This window comes from Neptuniibacter sp. SY11_33, from assembly GCF_047778025.1.
Classification (GTDB): domain Bacteria; phylum Pseudomonadota; class Gammaproteobacteria; order Pseudomonadales; family Balneatricaceae; genus Neptuniibacter.
Window position 1 is genome coordinate 1453420 of sequence record NZ_CP180543.1, and the last position, 20829, is coordinate 1474248.

20 protein-coding genes are annotated in these 20829 nt (G+C 45.0%); 15 read left to right on the plus strand and 5 right to left on the minus strand.

What is annotated here, in order from left to right; translation table 11 throughout:
- Positions 1-55: 55 nt before the first annotated feature.
- A complete protein-coding gene (locus ACMXYV_RS06805; protein ID WP_415890997.1) occupies positions 56-1441 on the minus strand; it encodes an alanine/glycine:cation symporter family protein in 1386 nt (461 codons plus the stop codon).
- Between the two features lie 753 nt (positions 1442-2194).
- Between ACMXYV_RS06805 and ACMXYV_RS06810 the strand changes: the two genes are divergently transcribed.
- The 5 genes from ACMXYV_RS06810 to ACMXYV_RS06830 all read left to right on the plus strand — a co-directional run bounded on the left by ACMXYV_RS06810 (position 2195) and on the right by ACMXYV_RS06830 (position 9524).
- Positions 2195-3574, plus strand: a complete 1380-nt coding sequence (locus ACMXYV_RS06810; RefSeq protein ID WP_415890998.1) for an L-serine ammonia-lyase — start codon at positions 2195-2197, stop codon at positions 3572-3574.
- Between the two features lie 35 nt (positions 3575-3609).
- On the plus strand, positions 3610-4914 hold the full coding sequence (glyA, locus tag ACMXYV_RS06815) for a serine hydroxymethyltransferase (RefSeq protein ID WP_415890999.1): 1305 nt from the start codon (positions 3610-3612) through the stop codon (positions 4912-4914).
- A gap of 36 nt (positions 4915-4950) precedes the next feature.
- Entirely contained in the window at positions 4951-5340 is a 390-nt protein-coding gene (gene gcvH, locus ACMXYV_RS06820; RefSeq protein ID WP_415891000.1) for a glycine cleavage system protein GcvH, read from the plus strand.
- Positions 5341-5519: 179 nt separating this feature from the next.
- The gene (gene gcvP / locus ACMXYV_RS06825; RefSeq protein WP_415891001.1) at positions 5520-8417 is read left to right on the plus strand and encodes an aminomethyl-transferring glycine dehydrogenase; all 2898 of its coding nucleotides are present in this window, start codon (positions 5520-5522) and stop codon (positions 8415-8417) included.
- Positions 8418-8912: 495 nt separating this feature from the next.
- Positions 8913-9524, plus strand: coding sequence for a Yip1 family protein (locus tag ACMXYV_RS06830; RefSeq protein WP_415884250.1), 612 nt, complete (start codon positions 8913-8915; stop codon positions 9522-9524).
- A 60-nt stretch (positions 9525-9584) separates the two neighbouring features.
- Here ACMXYV_RS06830 and ACMXYV_RS06835 read toward each other — a convergent pair whose 3' ends face one another.
- The 4 genes from ACMXYV_RS06835 to ACMXYV_RS06850 form a co-directional block, all read right to left on the minus strand.
- Positions 9585-10556, minus strand: a complete 972-nt coding sequence (locus tag ACMXYV_RS06835; protein ID WP_415891002.1) for a GGDEF domain-containing protein — start codon at positions 10554-10556, stop codon at positions 9585-9587.
- A gap of 129 nt (positions 10557-10685) precedes the next feature.
- A complete protein-coding gene (locus tag ACMXYV_RS06840; protein ID WP_415891003.1) occupies positions 10686-10811 on the minus strand; it encodes a hypothetical protein in 126 nt (41 codons plus the stop codon).
- 270 nt (positions 10812-11081) lie between these two features.
- Complete coding sequence (locus ACMXYV_RS06845; RefSeq protein WP_415891004.1) at positions 11082-11570, minus strand: DUF1353 domain-containing protein; 489 nt, start codon at positions 11568-11570, stop codon at positions 11082-11084.
- Positions 11571-11609: 39 nt separating this feature from the next.
- Entirely contained in the window at positions 11610-12740 is a 1131-nt protein-coding gene (locus ACMXYV_RS06850) for a GNAT family N-acetyltransferase (protein ID WP_415891005.1), read from the minus strand.
- A 148-nt stretch (positions 12741-12888) separates the two neighbouring features.
- Between ACMXYV_RS06850 and ACMXYV_RS06855 the strand changes: the two genes are divergently transcribed.
- The 10 genes from ACMXYV_RS06855 to tolQ all read left to right on the plus strand — a co-directional run bounded on the left by ACMXYV_RS06855 (position 12889) and on the right by tolQ (position 20826).
- Entirely contained in the window at positions 12889-13341 is a 453-nt protein-coding gene (locus ACMXYV_RS06855) for an HIT domain-containing protein (protein WP_415891007.1), read from the plus strand.
- A gap of 152 nt (positions 13342-13493) precedes the next feature.
- Positions 13494-13730, plus strand: coding sequence for an FmdB family zinc ribbon protein (locus ACMXYV_RS06860; RefSeq protein WP_415891008.1), 237 nt, complete (start codon positions 13494-13496; stop codon positions 13728-13730).
- A gap of 77 nt (positions 13731-13807) precedes the next feature.
- A complete protein-coding gene (gene aspS, locus ACMXYV_RS06865) occupies positions 13808-15568 on the plus strand; it encodes an aspartate--tRNA ligase (RefSeq protein ID WP_415891009.1) in 1761 nt (586 codons plus the stop codon).
- A 151-nt stretch (positions 15569-15719) separates the two neighbouring features.
- Positions 15720-16457, plus strand: a complete 738-nt coding sequence (locus ACMXYV_RS06870) for a YebC/PmpR family DNA-binding transcriptional regulator (RefSeq protein WP_415891010.1) — start codon at positions 15720-15722, stop codon at positions 16455-16457.
- A 120-nt stretch (positions 16458-16577) separates the two neighbouring features.
- Positions 16578-17099, plus strand: coding sequence for a crossover junction endodeoxyribonuclease RuvC (gene ruvC, locus ACMXYV_RS06875; protein WP_415891011.1), 522 nt, complete (start codon positions 16578-16580; stop codon positions 17097-17099).
- A 5-nt stretch (positions 17100-17104) separates the two neighbouring features.
- Positions 17105-17770 (plus strand): trimeric intracellular cation channel family protein, encoded by a 666-nt coding sequence (locus ACMXYV_RS06880; RefSeq protein ID WP_415891012.1) that lies wholly within the window; start codon positions 17105-17107, stop codon positions 17768-17770.
- Positions 17771-18403 (plus strand): Holliday junction branch migration protein RuvA, encoded by a 633-nt coding sequence (gene ruvA / locus ACMXYV_RS06885; protein WP_415891013.1) that lies wholly within the window; start codon positions 17771-17773, stop codon positions 18401-18403.
- A 14-nt stretch (positions 18404-18417) separates the two neighbouring features.
- Positions 18418-19428, plus strand: coding sequence for a Holliday junction branch migration DNA helicase RuvB (gene ruvB / locus ACMXYV_RS06890; protein ID WP_415891014.1), 1011 nt, complete (start codon positions 18418-18420; stop codon positions 19426-19428).
- 131 nt (positions 19429-19559) lie between these two features.
- Positions 19560-19937, plus strand: coding sequence for a TraR/DksA family transcriptional regulator (locus ACMXYV_RS06895; RefSeq protein WP_415891015.1), 378 nt, complete (start codon positions 19560-19562; stop codon positions 19935-19937).
- A 220-nt stretch (positions 19938-20157) separates the two neighbouring features.
- A complete protein-coding gene (gene tolQ / locus ACMXYV_RS06900; protein WP_415891016.1) occupies positions 20158-20826 on the plus strand; it encodes a protein TolQ in 669 nt (222 codons plus the stop codon).
- Positions 20827-20829 lie beyond the last annotated feature (3 nt).

Genomic DNA, 20829 nt, shown 5'->3' on the forward strand with positions numbered 1-20829 from the left:
TTCTGGCTGTAAAGGATCGGACCACCGTCGGTGATCCGATCTTCAGCTTTACTGATTAAGCGTTTTTACCGTCAGATGTATCAACTGGAGCACCGTTACGCGCGAAGTACTCTTTAGTCAGTTTGAAGACAACTGGGCTCAATAGCGCCAGAGCAATCAAGTTAGGCAGAGCCATCATGGCATTTAGCGTATCCGCTACTAGCCAGATGAAATCCAGACTTACGATTGCGCCTACAGGCACCGCAATAATCCAAAGAACACGGTATGGTTTGATCGCTTTAACACCGAATAGAAACTCAACACAGCGTTCGCCGTAGAAAGACCAGCCGATGATTGTAGTGAAAGCGAATACCGCTAGAGCGATAGCTACTAGGTAGTTACCAATGCCAGGAAGTGCGTGAGCGAAAGCTGCAGACGTCAGCGCTGCACCGGACTCACCAGATGTCCAAACACCGGAAGTAATGATAACCAGACCTGTAATCGAACAGATGATTAGGGTATCGATAAAAGTACCCAGCATCGCGATTAGACCTTGGCGAACAGGATCTTTTGTTTGAGACGCGGCGTGGGCAATAGGTGCAGAACCTAGACCCGCTTCGTTAGAGAAGACACCACGTGCTACACCGAATCGGATAGCAGCCCAAACAGCAGCACCGGCAAAACCACCTTCAGCTGCAGCTGGCGAGAATGCGTGAGTGAATACTAGATCCAAGGCTGCAGGGATTGCTTCAGCATTAATAGCTAGTACAACAAGGCCAGCACCTAGGTAAGCGATTGCCATTAGTGGAACTAGGGAACCGGCAACGGCGCCAATACGCTTGATACCGCCAATCAAAACAGCACCTACTAGTACCATTAGGATAAGGCCTGTTACCCATAGATCTAGACCGAAGTTAGCTTCTAGAACGTCTGCAACAGAGTTGGACTGTACCGTGTTACCGATACCGAAAGCGGCAACTGCACCAAAGATTGCAAATGCAGTACCTAGCCAAGCCCATTTAGCGCCAAGACCATTTTTGATGTAGTACATCGGACCACCAACATGGCGGCCTTCTTCGTCTACCTCACGGTACTTCACAGCCAGTACTGCTTCAGAGAACTTAGTTGCCATACCAACCAGTGCGGCACACCACATCCAGAATAGAGCACCAGGTCCGCCTAGGAACACAGCAGTTGCTACACCGGCAATGTTACCAGTACCAACTGTTGCTGATAGCGCAGTCATTAGTGCTTGGAAGGGAGAGATTTCGCCTTCTTTTTCTTCTCCTTTTTTAGTTTTACGGCCTTCGAACAGAAGTTTGAAACCCGTACCTAGTTTAAGAAGAGGCATAAGACGTAGACCCAGCATTAGGAATAAACCAACGCCAAGAATAAGAACAAGCATCATAGGACCCCACACGATCCCGTTAATGCTGCTGATGATAGAGGTTAATGTTTCCATGAACCTAGACTCCAATCGGATTGTTATTTTTATTTGAACGCACTTGGATTGTTTAAAACTTCTTAAAGCACCAGGGCAGAGCTTTCAGATTTCCAAACATGCTTACTTACAAAAGGTGAAGTTTTTGGCTTCGCTTACTTCGCTTGAATCTGCCACTCAAGAAAAAGAAAGGTTATTTGTGAAATAAGTTTCCAATACGAAACAAAGCTAGCGTAAGGGAAAATTAATTTCAATGAAAAAATGTTGAAAAAGATTTGATTTGAGCTTTTGTCTGCAGTGTTTTTGAGTAAAAGCTAATAAAAACAATGGGTTGTCATTATGGGAAAATTTTTCATCTTAGACCGTTAGGCTAAAAAGCGTATCAACGAGGCGGTTTACTATGATGAATCTAGGGTCGTTAGCTAGTTTTAGGCAGCTTTTTATTCATAAGGGCTGCCACTGTTGAGTTAGGGCATGTATGAAATTAGGCATCGGCTTTAATGTAGCAAGAAGCGTTTAAGTTGAATTTAAGAGCAACAAAACTGGATTTGAATGAAAAAAGTTTCCAATAGGAAACTTTTTGTTGATTTTGGAAAATCTCACTGCTAGTCTGAAATCAAATCGACGGTATTTGAACAAATAACGATCAATTTGTTCGAAGTTATATAGCTCTTTAATCAGCGGACTATCACCGCAACCGTACAAAGAGACGGTTTAAAGAGTAGATAAATAAAATAATAAAAAGAGCGGTTAGACCACTGTAGTGAGGTCGCAGTGCCATTAAGTATTTTTGATCTATATAAAGTAGGGATTGGTCCTTCCAGTTCTCATACGGTAGGCCCAGTTGTTGCGGCTAATCGTTTCTTAGATGAATTACGTAAGCGTGATCAGTTGGATCAAGTTGCCTCAGTACATGTAGGTTTGTTCGGTTCTTTAGCTATGACAGGTAAAGGTCACGCAACGGATGTTGCTGTGATGATCGGTCTAATGGGTGAGAAGCCCGACCTAGTCGATCCAGATAAGGTGCCTGTTTACGTTGATCAGATTCGTAATACTAAGCAGATCAATTTAGCAGGCGAGCGCATGATTGCGTTCAACCCTGAAACGGATCTGCCTTTTAACTTTGGTGAGTCTTTACCAAAGCATCCAAACGGCATGCATTTTAAAGCGTACGATGCTGCCGGCATCATTTTGCACGACAACATCTTTTACTCCGTAGGCGGTGGCTTTGTGCTAAGTGACGCCGAAGCAGGTAAAGATAAAGGTGCAGAGCCTGAATTCAAACTTCCATTCCACTTTGATAATGGTGTTGAGCTATTAGAAGTCTGTGAGCGCGAAGGTAAAACCATTGCAGAAATCGTTTTGGCAAACGAACTGACGTGGTCTGAACAAGACGTGTTAGAAGATCGCCTGTGGAATCTTTGGCAGGTGATGGATAACTGCATTAAGCGTGGCTGCACTGAAGAGGGTGAGCTACCGGGCGGTCTACATGTCAAACGCCGTGCTCACGAACTTTATAACGAGCTTAAGTCTAGCCCAGAAGCGGCACTGAAAGATCAATTAACTGTAATGGATTGGGTCAATCTATTTGCTATTGCGGTTAATGAAGAGAATGCAGCAGGCGGTCGAGTGGTAACGGCGCCAACGAATGGCGCTGCCGGTGTTATTCCAGCTGTTCTGGCTTACTACGACCGCTTTGTTCCGGGCTCTAACCGACAAGGTATTTTTGATTTCTTAGCGACTTCCGCTGCTATCGGCATGCTTTATAAGAAGAACGCTTCTATTTCGGCTGCCGAAGTTGGCTGCCAAGGTGAGATCGGTGTGGCTTGTTCTATGGCTGCTGGCGCGCTTTGTGCCGTGATGGGCGGTACCAACCAGCAAATAGAGAACGCTGCAGAAATTGGCATGGAGCATAACTTAGGTCTGACCTGTGACCCGATTGGTGGTCTGGTGCAAGTGCCGTGTATCGAACGTAACACCATGGGGGCAGTAAAAGCGATCAATGCTGCACGCTTAGCGCTCCGTGGTGATGGTGAACATCATGTATCTCTAGACTCTGTTATCGAAACGATGCGTCAAACAGGTCTGGATATGCAGGATAAATATAAAGAAACCTCTCAAGGTGGGCTGGCCGTAAACGTGGTTGCCTGCTGATTCTTCGTAATAAAAAAATAAGAGAATAAAAAATCATGAGTCACAGTGATCTGTATCGCAACGACGCTGTTTGCGAAGCATTTTTTACCCAAGACCTAGCAGAGCGCGATGCTGATCTGCTGTCTGCAGTAAATGAAGAGTTTGATCGTCAGGAGATGGGGATTGAGCTGATAGCCTCTGAAAATATTGTATCTAAAGCCGTAATGCAGGCGCAGGGTACTGTTCTAACAAACAAATATGCAGAAGGTTATCCGGGCCGTCGTTACTACGGTGGTTGCGAGTACGTTGATAAGGCTGAAGGCCTAGCTATCGAGCGTGCAAAAGAGCTATTCAACTGCGAATTCGTAAATGTTCAGCCGCACTCTGGTGCGCAAGCAAACGGCGCGGTTATGTTGGCACTGTTGCAGCCGGGCGATACGGTATTGGGCATGTCTCTGGATGCAGGTGGTCACTTGACTCACGGAGCGCGTCCAGCCCTTTCCGGTAAATGGTTCAATGCAGTGCAGTACGGTGTTTCTCGTGAAGATAGCCGTATTGACTACGACGAAATTGAGAAGCTAGCAGTTGAATGCCAGCCGAAGATGATTATTGCAGGTGGTTCTGCGATTCCACGTCAGATCGATTTCGCGCGTTTCCGTGAGATCGCTGACAAAGTAGGTGCGTACCTGTTTGTTGATATGGCGCACATCGCAGGTCTAGTGGCAACGGGTGCTCACCCATCACCGCTTCCTCATGCCCATGTTGTTACGACGACAACGCACAAAACTTTACGTGGCCCACGTGGCGGCATGATCCTATCTAACGATCTGGATCTAGGTAAGAAGATCAACTCTGCGGTATTCCCAGGTCTTCAGGGTGGTCCACTGATGCACGTAATCGCAGCGAAAGCGGTTGCTTTCGGTGAAGCGCTGCAGCCTGAATTTAAAGTTTACATCGAGCGCGTTGTAGAGAATGCAAAAGTACTTGCGGGCGTTATGGTTGAACGTGGTTGTGACATTGTAACTGGCGGTACAGATACGCACCTGATGTTGGTCGATCTTCGCCCTAAAGGCTTGAAAGGTAATGTAGTAGATGAAGCGCTAGAGCGTGCTGGCATTACTTGTAACAAAAATGGCATCCCATTTGACCCTGAAAAACCAATGGTGACTTCTGGTATTCGTCTAGGTACGCCAGCAGGTACGAGCCGTGGTTTTGGTCCAGAAGAGTTCAAGCTGATTGGTAATCTAATTAGCGATGTTTTGGATGGTCTAGTGGCTAACCCAGAAGATAACTCCAAAGTTGAAGCGGAAGTGCGTGCGCAGGTCGAAGAGCTGTGCAAGAAGTTCCCTCTTTACCGTTAATAAACCTGTGTAACGAATGAGCAATAGGAAAACATTATGAGCATTCCATCTAACTACCTTTTCACACCAAGCCATGAGTGGGTTCTGGATAATGGTGACGGCACTATCTCTCTAGGCGTATCTGATCACGCTCAGGAACTTCTAGGCGATGTAGTTTTCGTTGAACTACCAGAAGTTGGCCACGCAGTAGAAGCGGGTGAAGAATTCTCTCTAGTTGAATCTGTAAAAGCGGCGTCTGACATCTACTCCCCAGTAAGCGGTGAAGTAGTTGAAGTAAACGAAGCTTTGGAAGATGCACCAGAGACAGTAAACGAAGCGCCATACACAGACGGTTGGATCGTAAAGATTAAGCTGTCTGATTCATCTGAATTGGCGAAGCTTCTAAACGCAGAAGCGTACGAAGCAACGATTGCAGAAGAAGCTTAATTGGTTGAGCTGCTAAGTATCTCACAAAGGTCTAATCAGCCTGAATACTTAGCAGCCCTGTCCCCCAATTAGCTTTAGCAAGGCGAAGTGGTAGTGCAGGACCGCTTCGCACCCTTAAATTTATTTGGTTTAAGCGTCCGTTACACACTTAAATCGATCGGTTACCACAGGTTATTGTTATGGCAGTAGAAACTCGTACTTTGAGTGATCTTCAGCAGACGACTGATTTTACTCGTCGTCATATTGGTCCAGATAGTGAGCAGACTCAGGAGATGTTGTCCTTTTTAGGTCTTGGCTCAATGGATGAACTGATTACACAAACAGTTCCAGATTCAATCCGCTTAGATGATGCGTTAGATATGGCGGATAGCAAGACTGAAGCTGATGCGCTTGCGTATATCAAAACACTAGCTGATAAAAATAAGGTTAATAAATCTTATATTGGTATGGGCTATAGCAATACACAGGTGCCAAACGTTATTTTGCGTAACGTTATGGAAAACCCAGGTTGGTACACAGCTTATACGCCTTACCAGCCAGAGATTGCCCAAGGCCGTCTAGAAGCACTGCTTAACTTCCAGCAGATGGTGATGGACCTAACAGGTATGGAATTGGCGAACGCTTCTTTACTTGATGAAGCGACAGCAGCTGCAGAAGCGATGACGCTGTGCAAACGTTCCAACCGAAAGAAAACCAATACTTATTTTGTTGCTGATGATGTTCACCCGCAAACGTTGGACGTTATCAAAACACGTGCCGAATACTTTGGTTACGACATCGTAGTAGGTAACCCGCTAACAGATCTTGAAGCGGCAGATCCATTTGGTGTTCAACTACAGTACCCAAGTACTTATGGCGATATCACTGATATCAAATCTATTATTGATGCGGCTAAAGGCCAGAAAGCAATGGTTTCCGTTGCTGCTGATATCCTAGCCTTGGTTCTTCTTAAATCACCAGGTGAGCTGGGTGCTGACGTTGTACTAGGTTCCTCTCAGCGCTTTGGTGTACCAATGGGCTTTGGTGGTCCGCACGCAGCTTTCTTTGCTGCATCTGAAAAGCTAAAACGTTCTGTTCCAGGTCGTATCATCGGTGTATCTATCGATGTAAACGGTAACCAAGCGTTGCGTATGGCGATGCAAACACGTGAGCAGCATATCCGTCGTGAGAAGGCGACATCTAACATCTGTACTGCTCAAGCCTTGCTTGCCAACATGGCTTCTTTCTACGCTGTTTATCACGGCCCAGAAGGTCTTAAGACAATTGCAGAGCGTGTTCATCGTTTAACAGCTGTGCTTGCTAATGGTCTTAAAGCGAAAGGTGTTGCGGTTAACGACACGTACTTCGATACGCTAACGGTGTCTGTACCAGAGACTCAGGACGTTGTTTACCAAAGAGCGATTGATGCCGGTTGTAACTTCCGCAAGGTTGGCTCTGATAAGTTGGGAATCAGCTTGGATGAAACAACTTCTTCTGAAGATGTAGCGCAGTTGCTAGATGTTATTCTTGGCGACGATCACGGTCTAAGCGTTCTTGAGCTTGATGCAGCGATTGTTGCAGGTGAAGCGACGGGTATCTCTGCTGAGATGCGTCGTGAAGATGCAATCCTGACGCACCCAACGTTCAACAGCTATCACAGCGAAACTGACATGCTTCGTTACATGAAGAAGCTAGAGAACAAAGATTACTCTTTGGCGCATGGCATGATCCCACTAGGTTCTTGCACCATGAAGCTAAACGCTACAGCTGAGATGATCCCAGTTACATGGCCTGAATTTGCAAACATTCACCCGTTTGCACCGGCTGAGCAAGTGCAGGGCTATCATCAAATGCTGCACGAATTGGAAGATCAACTGGTAGAGATTACCGGTTACGACAAGGTTTCTTTGCAGCCTAACTCCGGTGCTTCTGGTGAATACGCAGGTTTATTGGCGATTCGTAAGTACCAAGAGTCTGTTGGTGAAGGCCATCGTAATGTTTGCTTGATCCCATCGTCTGCGCACGGCACTAACCCTGCTTCTGCAGCAATGATGGATATGAAGATCATTGTGACTAAGTGTGATGACAACGGTAACGTTGATGTTGCTGATCTTCGTGCACAAGCTGAGCTACACAAAGATGATCTATCTTGTTTGATGATCACTTACCCATCTACACACGGCGTTTATGAGGAAGATATTGTAGAGATCTGCGACATCATCCACAAAAACGGTGGTCAGGTGTATATGGATGGCGCGAACATGAATGCGCAGGTAGGGATCTCTAAGCCGGGTACGATCGGTTCTGATGTATCTCACCTAAACCTACACAAAACTTTTGCTATCCCTCACGGTGGCGGTGGTCCAGGTATGGGTCCAATTGGCGTTAAGAGCCACTTGGCGCCGTTCCTTGCAAGCCACAAAGTAAGTCCAGTTGAAGGCGTAAATCCAGAAAACGGTGCGGTTGCAGCGACGCCTTACGGTTCTGCTTCGATCTTACCGATCACATGGATGTACAACGTCATGCTTGGCAAGTCTGGCCTTAAAGCTTCGACAGAGATGGCGATTTTGAGTGCTAACTACATGACTGAGAAATTGGCTGCGCACTATCCGGTACTTTACCGTGGTCGTAACAACAAAGTTGCTCACGAATGTATTGTTGATATTCGCCCAATCAAAGAGGAAAGCGGTGTTACTGAAGAAGATATTGCTAAGCGTCTAATGGACTACGGTTTCCATGCGCCAACCATGTCCTTCCCGGTTGCTGGTACTCTGATGATCGAGCCGACTGAATCGGAATCTAAAGCGGAGATTGATCGCTTTATCGATGCCATGGTTCAGATTCGTGAAGAGATTAGCAAAGTACAAAACGGCGAATGGCCTGCGGACAACAACCCGCTAATTAATGCACCGCATACGCAAGCGGACATTATGAGTGCTGGATGGGAGCGTCCATATAGTCGTGAAGAAGCAGTATTCCCGAATGAAGCGACTCGTCAGAATAAGTTCTGGCCAACAGCTAATCGTATCGACAACGTATACGGTGATAGGAACTTTATCTGCTCTTGTCCAGGTATCGAAGCTTATCAAGACCAGTAATTATCTTTTGCTGCAGGGTTGCTCCTGCAGCAAAGTTAAAAAGTCGAACCATTGGTCTTGAGCCAAGTGAACCGGAGATCCACTTGGTTTAATTCAGCGATAGCCAATCTGTGCCGGCTTGAGCTGAACAACGGGTAAAACGTCAGATTTACCCGTTACTCCCGCAGTTACCAGGGGGGAATCTGGTAACTGCAACCTTTCTATTTTATAGGTCGTTAGAGTGGATTTGGCGTCTACTCGAAATTGGTGTGCTCCCAGCCTTGTGTTGGAGCTTTTTGCGGGGCTAATTTAGCCCCGTTTTTTTTTAACTTTAAAAAAATGAATGAGAATCGCTGGATTACTTTAGAGATTTTCAAGATGCATCGTCGGTGAACAGTTTCGTTCTCAACTAAAATAACTGTATGAAAAATGATCTGTTTTTCATTGGGAACGTAATAGCTAGTGGATACTCAAAGCTAATAACTCGCAAAATAACAAGCCTAAGAGGTGATCATTATGCTGCTGAGTCACATACCCGGAATGTTTACCCACCCTGATGCAGAGTGGGAATTGATCAAAAAAGAGCACAGTAATCCTAGTCGTATATACATGGCTTATACCTGTCTATTGGCGCTAATAGGTCCTGTGTGTGCTTACATTTCTACCACTCAATTTGGTTGGCGTGTCGGTGATGGTGAGTTGATTAAACTTACTGCAATCAGTGCATTGCAATTGAACGTCTTAACCTATGTAGCAATCCTTGTTGGTGTGTTTGGCTTAGGCTGGATGATTGACTGGATGTCAAAAACTTACGGTAGTGGTCATGATGAATATGCTGCTAATGGTATTGCTTTAGCTGCTTATTCTTGTACGCCGCTTTTCTTAGCTGGCTTTATCTCTTTATACCCAGTTCCATGGGCTAATATGTTGGTTTACCTAGCAGCCGCTGCCTATACCGGCTATTTGATCTATGACGGTTTGCCACATGTGTTGGGCATAGATAAAGATCAGGCTTTCTTCTTCTGTGGAGCAATTCTGGCAGTAGGGCTTGTGTATTTGGTTATCACCCGGGTGGGCACAGTGATTGTGTGGAATCTAGGTTTTGCACCGGTATTTATCTCTGGGTGAGCAGGTTACTGAAATGAAAAAGAGCAGCTTAGGCTGCTCTTTTTGTTTTGGAAGAATATGTTAGAAAAGCTCTACATCATCATCAGGTACTTCAATCCGAGAGCTAACTTCGCTGAAATGTACAATAAGGTTTCTGCCGTTATTTTTCGCGTGGTAAAGCGCGCGGTCTGCTTGTTCAAAATGCAGCATCGGTGGTGTTACTGGGTCAATCTCTGTATAGCCGATACTGACGGTTAATTTCCCGGATGGGAATGTGTAATCCTGAACCGCTGTGTGGAAACGTTCGAGTATGTGTAGCGCTTGTTCCTGATCGGCATTATTCAGTATGACTACAAACTCTTCACCGCCATATCGGAATAAAAAGTCGGTATAACGGAAGGTTTTTTTCATCAGCTCTGCAAAGTGAAGCAGAACCTCATCTCCATAGAGGTGGCCGAATGTATCATTAATATTTTTAAAGTGATCTATATCCAGAACAACCATCCAAGATGATTTTATATGGTTGTTCTGATGACCACGGTGAAATGCAACGACATCGTTAAGGCTTAGTTCCATTGTTTGACGGTTTGGTAAGCCTGTTAGCATGTCGCGTTCTTTGGCATCTAATAATGCAACTTGTTTTTCATAGATACTGAAGACGCCCTCGATCAAAACCATGTCTTGTTCAGATACTTTACCCGTGATCAAAATAATGCGTCGAGGAATAACATCTTTAGTGATATCTAAGAATATATAGTCTTCACCTTTGAACTTCATGCATGCTACACCGCCTTTACTTTTAGGCAGTGTTTTGAGCATGAGATCGTTATGTCGATCGATGAACGATTCATCAAGCGTCAGAGGGAAGCGGCGTATAGATAGGCCAGTATCCGAATTAGAATCCCCGAAAATTTCGTAAGACACAGCGTCTTCTACACCTTCTAATGAACAGAAGTAGTGAAGAATGGCATGCGTCAGAGAATTATAGGTCTTATGCGCAAGGAATTTAGCCGATAATTCAAACGCTTGTTTGATGTGGTGGTGTTCGCTCATAGATACTGCTTAACGCTACAAGGCCCGTGGGGGTTAGGTTTCTATAAATTGTAGCAGTCTAAACGATATTTCTGAACAAACGGTTAATATAAATTAGTTTTGCCTGTTTTATGTGTTCTTTATCTCCTGCTATTTGCTGTTTGTATCCTTCAATATTGCAAAATAATCTTCTACAAATTCTGTACGATCAAAAGCATTTTCATTTTCTGATTTGAGTTCAATTTTGCTTTTAAGATCTAATAAACGGTTTCTCATCTCGATCGCCATTATTCATAAGTTTTCAGGGCTCCTTACAAGTGCGAATCCGGAAAAGGCGGCAGAAATATAGCTAGAAGGGCTGTGAGTTAGTTGGAAGCAAGGCTGAATATCGAGAATAAAAATTGGCGCTGATGGCAATGCTGACTGATGTAAATGAAGAGATAAACCAAGGGTATGGTTCATCTTTTTATGTCTAGCAGCATTTTTGGCCAAAAGAGCGCAACTGCTTGTATGCGCTATGAATGGCTTGCCCGTTTCCAATAGGGGTTATTCTGTTAGTTGTTCTATGACGGGTTGAGCATTGGTTTTGCGGTGTTGTCTCCAGGTATACCAACCGCCTAACGCCAGTGCTAACCACGCGAGGGTATCGATTATCGCAACGCCATTAATATCAATCCCTGTTTCACGAAATACGCGATCCCAGTGGGATTTCCCTGCGCCTGCTTTGTAGGTGTAACGTTTGCCGTTTTCATCTATCCCAATGAGCTGGTCGTATTTGTAGGCGTAGTCATGAATTAAGCCTGGTAGGAATAAAAGGCCAGTGGGGGAGAGTATGGCCCAAAGAGGGCGGGGGATAGATGCACCGTCAAATTCGAAGCCTTTAGGTATCACGATCGTGGTCCCGTCACGCATAGTGTAGGTCCAATCATCGGTAAGCACCCATTTTCGTACAGCAAATATCCAACGCAGAATTCGAATAATGAGGGATTCGTTTTTGGTTTTTATAGGTAGGGGACGAATAGTTGGCATATTCATCACATGACTCCTTGTCTAGTTGTTTAAATCCTTTCTCTATTATAGCGCTTTGTAGGGTAAATACGTTTTCAGCTGCTCGATCTGCTCATCAATCGCGGAGGTCTCTTCATCAATAAACTGCTTTACTGCTTTATTGAATCCAACTTCCTTAAGCCAGTGGGCCGAATAAGTCGGTACGGGGGTAAATCCTCGCTGTATTTTATGCTCTCCCTGAGCGCCAGAATCAAATCGCTTTAACCCCAGACTAATACAATACTCAATGCCTTGGTAGTAGCAGGTTTCGAAATGAAGACTGTCGTATTCATCAAAACAGCCCCAGTAGCGCCCATATAAGGTAGTTGAATCTTGTAGTGATAGTGCGCCTGCAACGGGTGTTTCATCTTTGTAAGCCAAAACGAGTAAAAGATTCTCGGGCATGGTCTGTTTTAGTTGAGTGAAAAAAGATTTGCTGAGGTAGGCTTCGCGTCCGCGTTTTAGATAGGTCAAACGGTAAAAATCGTAAAAGGTGTCTATCTCGTTATCGGTTATATCTTTGCCCTGAATTTGGCGATGAGTGATACCTTGCTGATCGATCTTTTTACGCTCTTTTTTCAAATTTTTACGCTTACGAGACGTTAGATTCTGCAGGAAGTCATCGTAGGAAGAATAGTCTCGATTAAACCACTGATACTGACAGCCCTTCCGAATCATATAGCTTGTATTATCGAGTGAATCCGCTTCCTGCTTGGATGGAAAGAGTAGGTGCCAAGAGTTAGCTTTGAAGTGTTGGCACAGCTGCGGAATGGCTTGGCTTAAACGCTCAAATAAAGGTTCTAGTGGTTGTTTCGTCAGCAACCTTGGCCCACTCACAGGAGAGAAGGGGATGGATGATATGAGTTTTGGGTAGTAATCCATGCCATGACGTTCATATGCTTCGGCCCAGGCCCAATCAAACACATATTCTCCATAGGAATGATTCTTAAGATACAGTGGTAGTATAGCTATAATTATACCGTTATCTTGAAGTTGGATGTGTAGGGGCTGCCAGCCTGTTTTTGCGCTTACGCTCCCTGATTCTTCTAAGGCGTGGAGAAATTCGTATCGGCAAAAAGGGTAATCAGACGGAAGGAGGCTGTTCCATGTATCTAGACCTATTTCACTGATTTTATGGCAAATTTTTATTTCTAACATATCGCGGCTTCGGTTTTGTGTTGCTAAGCTAAATAGTGTTGGGGCGACGCGTTACCTATTTGAATAGAGAAGGATGTCAGTGTCAAAGCCGTTGTTTTGTATTTAGGTCCCAAAATAAGAAGTAAAGCTAAGTGATAGGAGTATTGTAATGGATGAATTAGAGCTTGAGTTTGAACTTCACCCGCAGTTAGCCGCTGATTGTATAGTGTTAGGGGATTTTCCGATTAGTCGTCTCTTGCTACTAAACGATGCCAATTATCCTTGGTTTATTTTGGTGCCAAGGCGTGCAGGTGCGACAGAAATTTATCATCTTTCCGATGATGAACAGTGCGAGCTAATCAAAGAGTCATCATTTTTAGCATCAAACTTGGCTGATAGCTTTGCTGCTAGAAAGATGAATGTAGCATCGTTAGGGAATATGGTGCCGCAATTACACCTTCATCATATCGTGCGTTATGAGACTGATAAGGCTTGGCCAGGGCCTGTTTGGGGGAAGGTGCCAGCTGAGCCATATACAGCTGAACAGATCCATGAAATTAGACGAAAACTGGAAGCTTTAATGTCCGGCGAACTGGAATTTGTACCGGAAGAACAAGCTTAATTTAGCTTCATTTAAAATTAGCCGCCTCTATTTTAAATCTTTACGGCCTCAATCCCATTTGGGGCCTGTTCCCTCTGCTTAAATAAGGTATAATCCGCCGTTTTTAACATACGCTTCCTGCGTTTAGGAAGTTTCGATCGGGTTTGTTTCCAATGCCAATCTTTGATTTTCAGTGTGATAGCTGTGGTCACGAGTTTGAAAAGCTTGTTCTTAAAAGTGATGCACCTGCGCCTGCGTGTGTTTCCTGCGCAAGTGAGGAAGTGACCAAAAAAGTATCGGCGCCGGGTTTTCGCCTTTCTGGTTCCGGCTGGTATGAGACAGATTTTAAAACCGGTAAGAAGAAAAATCTTGCGGGTGGCTCCGGAGCTTCGTCAGGTACAGACAGCTAATTCCGGATAGATAAAGTATTAATTCATTGACCGTTTGGTGAAAACCAAACCGAGACAGTTAACAGGAACAGTAAATTATGCGCAGTCATTATTGCGGCGATCTTAGAAAAGAGCATATCGGCGAAGACATCACCCTTTGTGGTTGGGTTCATCGTCGTCGTGACCACGGTGGTGTTATCTTCCTAGACGTGCGTGACCGTGAAGGTCTAGCACAGGTTGTATTTGATCCAGATCGTGAAGAGAGCTTTGCACTCGCTGATAGCTGCCGTAATGAGTTCGTAATCGAGATTAAAGGTACTGTTCGCAGTCGCCCTGAAGGTACGATCAACTCTGAAATGCCAACGGGTGAGATCGAAGTGCTAGGTAAAGAACTTGTTATTCTAAACAAGTCTGAAACACCTCCATTCCAGTTGGATGAGCACCAAAACGTTGGTGAAGATGTGCGTCTTCGTAACCGTTACATCGACCTACGTCGTCCAGAGATGCAGGAAAAACTACGTTTTCGTTCTAAGGTATCTAACGCAATCCGTAACTACCTAGATGACAACGGTTTCCTAGATATCGAAACACCGATTCTAAACCGTGCTACACCTGAAGGTGCGCGTGATTACTTGGTACCGAGTCGTGTTCACGAAGGTCAGTTCTTTGCGCTGCCGCAGTCTCCACAGCTATTTAAGCAGTTGTTGATGGTGTCTGGTTTTGATCGTTACTACCAGATCGCTAAATGTTTCCGTGATGAAGATTTGCGTGCAGACCGTCAGCCTGAATTCACTCAGATCGATATCGAAACTTCGTTCATGGACGAAGAGGGTATCATAGGTCTGACTGAAACTATGATCCGCAAGTTGTTCCTTGAGCTGAAAGGTGTGGATTTGGGTGATTTCCCACGCATGCCTTACTCAGAAGCAATGCAGCGTTACGGTTCTGATAAGCCTGATCTTCGTTACCCAATGGAATTGGTTGACGTTGCTGATCTAATGGCGGATATCGAATTTAAAGTATTCGCAGGCCCAGCAAACGATCCTAAGTGTCGTGTAACTGCACTTAAAGTACCTGGTGGCGCTAAGCTGACTCGTAAGAACATCGATGATTACACTAAGTACGTAAGCATCTACGGTGCTAAAGGTCTTGCTTGGATCAAGGTTAACGAAATAGAAAACGGCGTTAACGGCCTACAGTCTCCAATCATCAAGTTCCTAGGTGATGAAGTGACGATGTCGATCATGGATCGTCTAGGCGTTGAAAACGGTGATATCGTATTCTTCGGTGCTGATAAAGCTAAGGTTGTTTCTGAAGCGCTTGGTGCTCTACGTATCAAGGTGGGTGAAGATCTTGAGATGGCTCAGTGTGAGTGGGCGCCTCTATGGGTTGTTGATTTCCCAATGTTTGAAGAAACAGATGGTGGCCTAACAGCACTTCACCACCCATTCACTGCGCCAAGCTGCTCTCCAGAAGAGCTAAAAGCGAACCCGCTAGAAGCGTTATCTCGTGCATACGACATGGTGCTTAATGGTTGTGAGCTTGGTGGTGGTTCTGTTCGTATCCACGATCAAGCAATGCAGGCAACGGTATTAGAGATTCTTGGTATCTCTGATGAAGAAGCTGACGATAAGTTTGGCTTCCTGCTAAACGCGCTACAGTACGGTGCGCCTCCTCACGGTGGTTTGGCATTTGGTCTTGATCGTTTGATCATGCTGATGACGGGTACAGATTCTATTCGTGAAGTTATTGCTTTCCCTAAAACGCAAAGTGCATCTTGTATGATGACTGAAGCGCCGGGTGAAGTAAGTGCTGCACAGCTGCGTGAGTTGAACATTAAACTGCGTAAAACGCCTTAAAGTTATTTTCTTCGTCATTCCTGCGAAGGCAGGAATCTGATACATAGACTCCAGCCTTAGCTGGAGTGACGAGCAAGAATATTGAAAAAGCTGCCTTTGGGCGGCTTTTTTGTTTATATGGGGTAGAAAATATCGAAAGGGAGTAAGTGATATGGCAGGTCATTCTAAATTCGCAAATATCAAACATCGGAAAGCTGCTCAGGATGCGAAACGGGGTAAAATTTTCACCAAATTGATTCGAGAATTAGTTGTGGCGGCCAAAGAGGGTGGCGGTAATCCAGATGACAATCCGAGGTTGCGCGCTGCTGTTGATAAAAGCCTTGGTGCGAATATGAAGCGCGATACCATTGATAAGGCGATTCTTCGTGGCGCAGGGGGAGCTGAAGGCGAACATTACGATGAATTGACTTATGAAGGGTATGGTTCAAATGGTGTGGCAATTCTTGTTGAGTGTATGACGGATAACGTTAATCGAACAGTCGCTGCAGTACGTGCGGCATTTAATAAGTACAATGGCAATCTTGGTACAAGCGGTTCAGTTGCCTATTTATTCGATAAAAAAGGTCAGATCACCTTTGTAGAAATAGATGAAGAAACCATCATGGATGCAGCGCTAGAGGCTGGTGCGGATGATGTTGTGGCAAATGATGATGGCTCTATAGATGTGTTCACCGATTGGCATGACTTTCTCGATGTGAAGCAAGCTCTCGTAGATGCAGGGTTGGAGTCTCTACATGCAGAAGTGGCGATGATCCCGTCAACTACCGTTGAGCTTGATGTGGATGCAGCTCGAAAGGTGCTGAGGCTAATCGATGTATTGGATGATTTGGATGACTCGCAGAATGTTTACCATAACGCGATTATTCCTGAAGAGGTCATGATGGAATAATCCTAAAGGTAGTTCGGCCAGCCTAGGTGCTCTCTCAGCTGTCTTGGCGTTATAAATTTCTTTGTAAACAAAGCTTAGTCCTGTATGCTTGCCTGTATATATAACCAGTAGATTAGTTTGATGCTGATATTAGGAATAGACCCTGGCTCCCGAATCACCGGTTACGGTGTAATTAACTGCGTTGGCAATAAAAATGAGTATGTTGCCAGTGGTTGTATTCGTATTAAAGGTGATGAATTACCTGGGCGATTACAGCAGGTGTATACGGGTGTATCAGAAGTGATCGAGCGCTACTGCCCCCAAGAGTTCGCTATTGAGCAGGTGTTTATGGCACGTAATGCCGATTCTGCTCTGAAGCTTGGTCAGGCGCGCGGTGTCGCTATTGTTGCAGGTACTAATGCAGAATTACCAGTTTACGAATATGCTGCTCGTAAAGTTAAGCAGTCGGTCGTAGGTAAAGGTTCGGCTGATAAATCACAAGTTCAGCATATGGTGGCACATATTCTAAAATTGCCCGGCTTGCCGCAAGCTGATGCTGCCGATGCGCTCGCAATTGCACTCTGTCATGCGCATACTCGTAATAGCTTAATTAAGACCGCAGGTTCTATGTCTAGTCGCAACGCCAGTTGGAGGCGTCAATAAACGTCATGAATGAGATGGCTTACACTGATTTTATCTATATTGCTGATCTAATTGGAGTTGCAGTATTTGCAACTGCAGGGGCTTTGGCGGCTCAGGGTAAGCAATTGGATATTCTAGGAGTGGTTGTCTTAGCGATAGTGACAGCTTTAGGTGGTGGCACGATTCGTGATATCACTTTAGATATTCATCCTGTGGTGTGGGTGGCTGATACTTCATACCTGTGGACTGCGATTACCTCCGCGGTCGTTGCTTTCTTTGTTTGTCGATATATTCAGTACCCTCGACGCACTTTGTTAGTACTGGATGCTATGGGACTGGCGCTGTTTGCCGTGTTAGGTGCCGAAAAAGCCTTAGGTCTTGGTTTGCCGCCGATTATTGTTGTGATGATGGCCGTTATCACTGGTTGTGCTGGTGGTATGATTCGAGATCTTTTGACTGGACAGATACCGCTGATTTTACAACGAGATGGTGAGCTTTATGCGACTTGTGCATTAGCAGGTTCGGTATTTTTTGTGGTGTTTCAGTCGTATATTCCAGGGCAGCCAGTCGCGCTCATCTCTATGGTAATCATCTTTGTATTGCGTATGGCTGCGATGTTCGCAGATCTCAGGTTACCTGAGTTTATTGTGGCAGGTCATAAGCTCGAAAAATTGGATAAGGATAAAAAGTAAGTGATTGGTCGATTAAAAGGTGAGTTGTTAGAAAAGCAGCCTCCACAGTTAGTGATTGATGTAAATGGTGTGGGCTACGAAGTTGAAGCTTCTATGAACACATTTTATCGACTACCTGAAGTGGGATTGCAGGTGACTCTCTTTACTCACTTTGTCGTGCGAGAGGATGCGCAGTTGCTTTATGGTTTTATCGATAAGCAAGAGCGTGCGCTTTTCAGAACATTGATTAAGGCTAATGGCGTTGGGCCGAAATTGGCGATTACTATCCTTTCCGGTATTTCTACAACTGAATTCGTGCGTTGCGTAAATGATGGTGATACCGCTTCTTTGATCAAGCTGCCGGGTGTTGGTAAGAAAACAGCTGAGCGCTTAATCGTAGAGATGAAAGACAAGATTAAAGCGCTTGGATTGGAATCTTCGGATGAGTTTCAGCTGTCGGCAGCAGATGGGCCCGATATGGCGTCATTTGAGTCGGTTAGTGATAATCGTGTTGAAGCAGAAAGTGCATTGGTTGCGTTGGGCTATAAGCCAGTTCAAGCAACTAAATCGATTGAACAAGCGCATAAATCTCTTGGTTCTGGTGCGAGCTGTGAAGATCTTATTCGTGTCGCTTTACGCTCCATGGTTGGGTAATTGAGTAAATAGTTATGATTGAAGCTGATCGTTTTATCTCGCCTTTAAGTAATCCGGTAGAGGAAGCGCATGATCGTGCTATTCGACCTAAATCGCTTGAAGATTATGTTGGCCAGCCTGTCGTTCGCGAGCAGATGGAGATCTTTATTCAAGCAGCGAAGATGCGAAATGAGGCGTTAGATCATACTTTGATATTTGGCCCTCCGGGTTTGGGTAAAACAACCTTGGCTAACATCATTGCCAATGAAATGGGCTCTGAGATTAAAACCACTTCTGGTCCGGTGCTTGAGAAAGCAGGGGACCTTGCAGCGTTGTTGACCAATCTTGAGCCAAATGACGTTCTATTTATCGATGAAATTCACCGTCTAAGCCCGAATGTTGAAGAAGTGCTCTATCCGGCAATGGAGGATTACCAGCTGGATATTATGATTGGTGAAGGGCCCGCTGCACGTTCTATCAAATTAGAGCTTCCTCCATTTACTTTAGTGGGTGCAACAACCCGCGCTGGTTTGCTGACTTCTCCGTTGCGTGATCGCTTCGGTATTGTGCAGCGATTAGAGTTTTATAACGTTGAAGATCTGACCAGTATCGTTGCTCGGTCGGCTGACCTTTCTGGTACTAAGATTGATACGCAAGGTGCGTGCGAAGTAGCGAAACGCTCTCGCGGTACGCCGCGTATTGCTAACCGTTTGTTGCGCCGTGCTCGTGATTACGCAGAAGTAAAAGGTAATGGTGTTATCGACAGTGATATCGCCGATCGTGCACTGAATATGCTCAATGTCGATCACCATGGTTTCGATCATCTCGATCGTCGTATGCTACTGACTATGATTGAAAAATTTGGTGGTGGCCCTGTCGGTGTAGAAAGCCTTGCTGCTGCGATTAGTGAGGAGCGTGACACGATTGAAGATGTGCTCGAACCTTATCTAATTCAGCAAGGGTTTGTTATGCGTACGCCGAGAGGTCGAGTCGTAACTGATCATGCTTATCAGCACTTCGGGATTGCCAAGCCTGTAGAGTCTTAAAATACGATCTGGATCAATAAACCCTATAAAAAATAGGATTTGTTGGTTAATCTGACATCAATCAAGATACGACAGAAGAAAAGCCGTCTAATATGCCTGCCAAATAACTGAAAAAAATAACAGGTAACAATATGACGGCCATACTTCGTAATGCAGAGATCACTGCATTCCGACTTGAGCTTAATCGTTTACTTATTCAGCTGAAAGCCGAGCTCGAAGAAGAGTTGCGAGATCAAATCTCATCTACTTCTGTGTCTGAAGTGCGAGATATCGGTGAAGAAGTAGAGCATGCTGTGGAGTTGGAGCGCCAATTTGAAACGCTTCAGCGCCATCATGATGAAATTGCTGAATGCCAAGCTGCACTAAAGCGTATTGAAGAGGGTAGCTTTGGAGAATGCATTAACTGTGGTGAAGAGATCGAGTTAACCCGTCTGAAGGCTAGTCCTACTGCATCACGCTGTATTCGCTGTCAATCTATTCATGAATCTGCGTTAAAGAAAATCGCCTAGATCTATTCGCCAGCTATCTAATCTGATAGCTGGCAAACCCTTTCCAAACCGCTAATTCAAACGCTGGTTTTCCCTTGTATTAATCGCCGTGACTGTTATTGTTGTGCCTTCATTTTTTTATCTATTAAATGGATGGAACTTATTGGTTTTTGATGAATCACAAAGCCGGTAAATTGTATCCTGTACCAAATTTTTAGAGGGAAGTGCTGTGGTCGAAAAAATGTCGATCTGGAGTCTGGTTGCCGACGCAAGTATCGTGGTTCAACTAGTAATGTTAATGCTTTTATTAGCGTCAGTGCTTTCTTGGGTGATGATCTTTCAACGCCAATCGGTGTTAGGTAGCGCGCGTAAATCACTTCGTAACTTTGAGGATCGCTTCTGGTCTGGTGTCGATCTTGGCCAACTTTTCCGTGAGATCAATCACGAACCAAATTCTGATTGTGGTGCCGAGAATATATTCCGGGCAGGTATCAAAGAATATACGCGTCTAACTCAGCAAGCAGGTTATGACCCAGATTCAGTCATGGACGGTGTACAGCGTAGTATGCGTGTAGCGCTAGCGCGTGAAGAAGATAAGCTAGAAAAACACCTACCATTCCTTGCAACAGTAGGTTCTACCAGCCCTTATATCGGCCTTTTCGGTACAGTATGGGGGATTATGAACTCCTTCCGTGGCTTGGCGAATGTTCATCAAGCGACATTGTCCGCTGTAGCACCTGGTATCGCCGAGGCTTTGATCGCTACAGCGATTGGTCTATTTGCTGCGATTCCAGCTGTAATTGCCTATAACCGTTATTCAGCGCAGGTTGAGTATCTATTAGGTAACTACGAAACCTTTGCTGACGAATTCTCTTCTATCTTGCATCGTCGTATGCACGCATCCAACTAAGCG

Excerpts from the sequence above, each read along its gene's own strand:
- ACMXYV_RS06835 (WP_415891002.1), bottom strand. The coding sequence starts at position 10,556 with ATGAGCGAACACCACCACATCAAACAAGCGTTTGAATTATCGGCTAAA.
- ruvC (WP_415891011.1), top strand. The coding sequence starts at position 16,578 with ATGCTGATATTAGGAATAGACCCTGGCTCCCGAATCACCGGTTACGGT.
- ACMXYV_RS06860 (WP_415891008.1), top strand. The coding sequence starts at position 13,494 with ATGCCAATCTTTGATTTTCAGTGTGATAGCTGTGGTCACGAGTTTGAA.
- aspS (WP_415891009.1), top strand. The coding sequence starts at position 13,808 with ATGCGCAGTCATTATTGCGGCGATCTTAGAAAAGAGCATATCGGCGAA.
- ACMXYV_RS06845 (WP_415891004.1), bottom strand. The coding sequence starts at position 11,570 with ATGAATATGCCAACTATTCGTCCCCTACCTATAAAAACCAAAAACGAA.
- ACMXYV_RS06850 (WP_415891005.1), bottom strand. The coding sequence starts at position 12,740 with ATGTTAGAAATAAAAATTTGCCATAAAATCAGTGAAATAGGTCTAGAT.
- ACMXYV_RS06855 (WP_415891007.1), top strand. The coding sequence starts at position 12,889 with ATGGATGAATTAGAGCTTGAGTTTGAACTTCACCCGCAGTTAGCCGCT.
- tolQ (WP_415891016.1), top strand. The coding sequence starts at position 20,158 with ATGTCGATCTGGAGTCTGGTTGCCGACGCAAGTATCGTGGTTCAACTA.
- ACMXYV_RS06870 (WP_415891010.1), top strand. The coding sequence starts at position 15,720 with ATGGCAGGTCATTCTAAATTCGCAAATATCAAACATCGGAAAGCTGCT.
- glyA (WP_415890999.1), top strand. The coding sequence starts at position 3,610 with ATGAGTCACAGTGATCTGTATCGCAACGACGCTGTTTGCGAAGCATTT.
- ACMXYV_RS06830 (WP_415884250.1), top strand. The coding sequence starts at position 8,913 with ATGCTGCTGAGTCACATACCCGGAATGTTTACCCACCCTGATGCAGAG.
- ACMXYV_RS06840 (WP_415891003.1), bottom strand. The coding sequence starts at position 10,811 with ATGAGAAACCGTTTATTAGATCTTAAAAGCAAAATTGAACTCAAATCA.
- ACMXYV_RS06805 (WP_415890997.1), bottom strand. The coding sequence starts at position 1,441 with ATGGAAACATTAACCTCTATCATCAGCAGCATTAACGGGATCGTGTGG.
- ACMXYV_RS06880 (WP_415891012.1), top strand. The coding sequence starts at position 17,105 with ATGAATGAGATGGCTTACACTGATTTTATCTATATTGCTGATCTAATT.
- ACMXYV_RS06895 (WP_415891015.1), top strand. The coding sequence starts at position 19,560 with ATGACGGCCATACTTCGTAATGCAGAGATCACTGCATTCCGACTTGAG.
- gcvH (WP_415891000.1), top strand. The coding sequence starts at position 4,951 with ATGAGCATTCCATCTAACTACCTTTTCACACCAAGCCATGAGTGGGTT.
- ruvB (WP_415891014.1), top strand. The coding sequence starts at position 18,418 with ATGATTGAAGCTGATCGTTTTATCTCGCCTTTAAGTAATCCGGTAGAG.
- gcvP (WP_415891001.1), top strand. The coding sequence starts at position 5,520 with ATGGCAGTAGAAACTCGTACTTTGAGTGATCTTCAGCAGACGACTGAT.